Genomic DNA, 3255 nt, shown 5'->3' on the forward strand with positions numbered 1-3255 from the left:
GTCGCCCGGGCCGTTTTTTGTTTTGATTTCTATCTGTGTCAGGCGCGCGCGCCTGACGATTTCAATAGCGCCGCGACTTCGGTCTGCTTTTTTCGCATCGCCCACGTCAGTGCGGTGCGGCCCTCGCTGTCTTTGACCTGGATATCGGCGCCGTGCTTGATCAGGAGTTTCAGACTGGCGAGATTGCCGCTGGGGACAGCCTGCATCAGCGGCGTATACCCCTCGTCTGTTTTGGCGTTGACATTAGCGCCGGCGTCCAGCATCATTCGAATGATCTCCGGATCGCCGGAGAAGGCGGCCTGCATCAGCGGAGTGAAGCCCTTCGCGGTCGCGATATTGACCTTTGCTCCCTTGGCGATCAGCCGTTTGACCATCGGCAGATTTTTGGACAGGGCGGCGCCGAAGAGCGCCGTGTGGCCTTCGGTGTCGGTGTCGTTGATGTTCGCGCCGTGCGCTTCCAGCATGCGAACAATCGTGTCATGGCCTCCGTACGCAGCGATGATGATCGCGGTGGACTTGGCGTTCGTTCTGGCCTGAACATCGGCGCTATGGTCAAGCAAAACTTGGAGCGCCTTGATGCGATTGGCGGCGGCGGCCTGCATTAACGGGGTAAAGCCGCTCTTCGTTCGAGAGTTGACGTCCGCGCCTTTGTCGAGCAGCGTGATAATCGTGGAAGGGTCGCCGACGCCGGAGGCCACCATCAACGCCGTGAAACCCTGCCGGTCCTGCGCGTAGAGATCGGCGCCATGCTCAAGCAGGAGCTGGACATTTGCGGGGCGCGCCCCGTAAGCCGCCTGCATCAGCGCCGTGTGGTTGTCGATATCCGTACGGCTGACGTCCGCTTCCGCATCCAGCAGCTTCTGAATGATCGGCGTTCCCGCCGAAAACGCGGCGACCATCAGAGCCGTTTTGCCCTTATTGTCCACGGCGTCGACAATGGCGTCATTGTCGAGCAAAAACTGGACGACATCCAATTTCCCCGAATGCACCGCTTCCATAAGTGGCGAGACGCCGGCGTTGTCGAAGGCGTTTACTTCCGCTTGTTTCGCCACCAGCATCTTCAGGATGGGCAAAAAACCCTTGTGCGCGGCTTCCAGAATAGCGGAATCGCCGTCGGCGGCCTGCACATCCACTTCGGCGCCTTTGTCCAGCAAAAATTTCACGATCTCGGTATTGCCCGACGACGATGCGCGCATCAGCAGCGTCGTCCCATCGGCGCCCGTAATCGCCACCCCGGTCTTGGCCACCAGCGCCCGGACTTTGGCCAGATTGCCTGCCTTGATCGCGTCCGACACCTGTGTGAAGCGCGGGTCGCCCTGCGGTGATGGGGCAGCGTCTCCCGACGTGTCCGGCGTCGCGGGCGCCGCCATAGGGTCAGCCATCCCTCCGAAGTCCGGCACTGTGGGATCGGCCGCCGGAGCGTCGATAGCGGGCGTGGCGACATCGTCCGTGGGAGCGGCGGGAGCTCCCACGGCGAACGACATCATCAGCGCCACCGAAAGTAAGGCGCGTTTTGCGTTTTGGATCATGGTCGCATTGCTTTTGGGTATTGACGTCATTTTCAATAAGACGCCTTATCCAGTTTCAGTTCTTCTTCGTCATCCGGCAGCGGATAGAAGAACGCATCTTGAGGCACATACTGCTTGGGCGTATGCGGGCTAGACCAATATAGGAACACCGCCGCATCCCCGCCATCCACCTCCAGGTACTCGCACTTGAACAGATACTGTTCGCCGGCGCGGAACGTGAACTTGTTGGAGAACTGCGTGAGGCTATTGGCCGACCACTCGTCGATCACAAGCTTGTGGTTGATCCAAATGCGCACGCCGTCGTCGGCAGCCGCATAGAACGTGTAAGTCTCCGAATAGGGAGCAACGATGCGTCCGGTCCAGCGGATCGTATAGTCGCTGTACGCCTGGATCTTGGGCCCAGGCGACTGCGTGGGTGTAGTAATCCAGCGGTACGCGACATTGGGATCGGCCCGTGTGAACGCATATGTATCGAACTGGCGTCCCGAGAAATATTCCCCCTTGAGACCGGAGCCGTCGCCGACCAGCGTGTCGCTGTTGGGGACGGGCGTCGCCGGCAGCGGCTGCAGCGCGCCGTTTCGAATCCCCTGGCTGTTGCGCGCGAAATGGAGCACCGCTGGATGTGGGGCTTCTCCCTTCACCGGAGTCGCCTTTTGGGGCTGAAGGGGTTTTGTCGCCGACGCCGTCTTTTCCGGCCGAACGGCTTGATGCGCCGGCAGCAGAGATGGCGATTTGGGCGAGCCTTTCGCGGGCGGCTGCGGCGGATCGATCACATCGCCGGGTACGCCAAGCGGCAGATGCGGCCGAACCATTACGGCCATCGGGATCTGCCCGGCGGCGCTGGCGGAACCGATGGTGAGCGCGAGTGGGATCGGCTTAAGTCCGGTCTTGTTGCGCTGTCCGACCGGCTCCTTGGTCATCTTCTGCAGCTTCGGCGATTTCGTGGGAGGCGTCATCGGCGCGGGCTTGTCCTCCGTCCGGAGGGGCGCCTTTGCCGTCTTGCCTCCGGGCGGGCTAATCACGGTATTCTTTACCTTGCGCGGCGTGGGGTCCTTGCCCTTGCTGACGCCGACCGGAGGCGCGGGCGGCAGCACAAGGGCGCCAGGGACAGTATGGCCGGCAATGGGAGCATCGGGTGGCAGATCCGCGACTTCGGCGACCTGACTATCCTTATGCTCCACTCCGTCGTCTCGGCCTTCCTCCCCCATCCCATCGTCGCCGCTTCCGCCAATGCCATCGCCGCCTTCGCCTTGCAGCGACCCAAACGCGCCCGCCTCACCGGCTTCGCCGCTCCCATCGCCCTCACCAGAGCCGCTGCCCTGCCCCTTGCCGTTTCCTTCACCCGTTCCCTTGCCTTCGCCAGTCCCTTTGCCGCTTCCATCGCCAGTTCCCTGACCGGCCCCGTCGCCAGTCCCCTGGCCCGCGCCCTGCCCGGCTCCTTTACCCGCTCCCTGGCCGGCCCCTTGCCCCGCACCTTCGCCAGCGCCCTTACCTGCTCCTTCGCCGCCGCCTTCACCTGCTCCTTTACCCGCGCCCTCGCCTCCGCCTTGGCCGGCTCCCTTGCCCGCACCTTCGCCTGTCCCCTGCCCAGCGCCTTTGCCAGCACCCTGACCCGCTCCTTCTCCGCCTTGTCCGGCCCCTTTTCCTGCTCCTTGCCCAGATCCTTCGCCGGCCCCCTGACCTTCCTGACCGGCGCCGTCCCCGCCTTCGCCGGCGCCTTTGCCCG

At 63.2% G+C, this 3255-nt stretch carries 2 protein-coding genes; both read right to left on the reverse strand.

All coding sequences use genetic code 11. From position 1 onward, the window contains the following. Nucleotides 1-38: 38 nt before the first annotated feature. On the reverse strand, nucleotides 39-1559 hold the full coding sequence (locus tag ABIZ35_RS28485) for an ankyrin repeat domain-containing protein (protein WP_348223337.1): 1521 nt from the start codon (nucleotides 1557-1559) through the stop codon (nucleotides 39-41). Between the two features lie 2 nt (nucleotides 1560-1561). Beyond that, nucleotides 1562-3255 (reverse strand): PA14 domain-containing protein (locus tag ABIZ35_RS28490; protein ID WP_348223338.1); only part of this gene is annotated, 1694 nt, incomplete at its 5' end.

This window comes from Capsulimonas sp., assembly GCF_039929585.1.
Classification (GTDB): Bacteria; Armatimonadota; Armatimonadia; order Armatimonadales; family Capsulimonadaceae; genus Capsulimonas.

Excerpts from the sequence above, each read along its gene's own strand:
- ABIZ35_RS28485 (WP_348223337.1), bottom strand. The coding sequence starts at position 1,559 with ATGACGTCAATACCCAAAAGCAATGCGACCATGATCCAAAACGCAAAA.